The organism is Staphylococcus gallinarum (assembly GCF_000875895.1).
GTDB lineage: Bacteria > Bacillota > Bacilli > Staphylococcales > Staphylococcaceae > Staphylococcus > Staphylococcus gallinarum.
Map to the genome: position 1 here is coordinate 1 of NZ_JXCF01000199.1, position 241 is coordinate 241.

A 241-nucleotide genomic window follows, 5' to 3' on the forward strand; every position below is an offset into this window, starting at 1 on the left:
CTCTTTAGCTGTTACTTCGCCAGGCTTAAAAGATTGAATGACTGTATGTGCTTGAACACCATTCTCTTTGCCATATAACGCCCTAGTTTGCTTAAAATATGATTTAGCATAATCAACATCCCAATTTAAGCCGCTTTTTTCTTCTGCACGTTCTTCTGCGTAATTAATGGCACGACTTGCCGACTTCGTATTGCCTAATTTAGTTGTTGCCATATCTTATGCAACTCCTTTTTCACATCAT

The 241-nt window shown here is 38.2% G+C and carries 1 protein-coding gene; it reads right to left on the reverse strand.

What is annotated here, in order from left to right; all coding sequences use genetic code 11:
- The coding region (locus SH09_RS14055) for a relaxase/mobilization nuclease domain-containing protein (RefSeq protein ID WP_042740234.1) at nt 1-213 on the reverse strand (213 nt) is incomplete at its 3' end.
- Between the last annotated feature and the right edge of the window lie 28 nt (nt 214-241).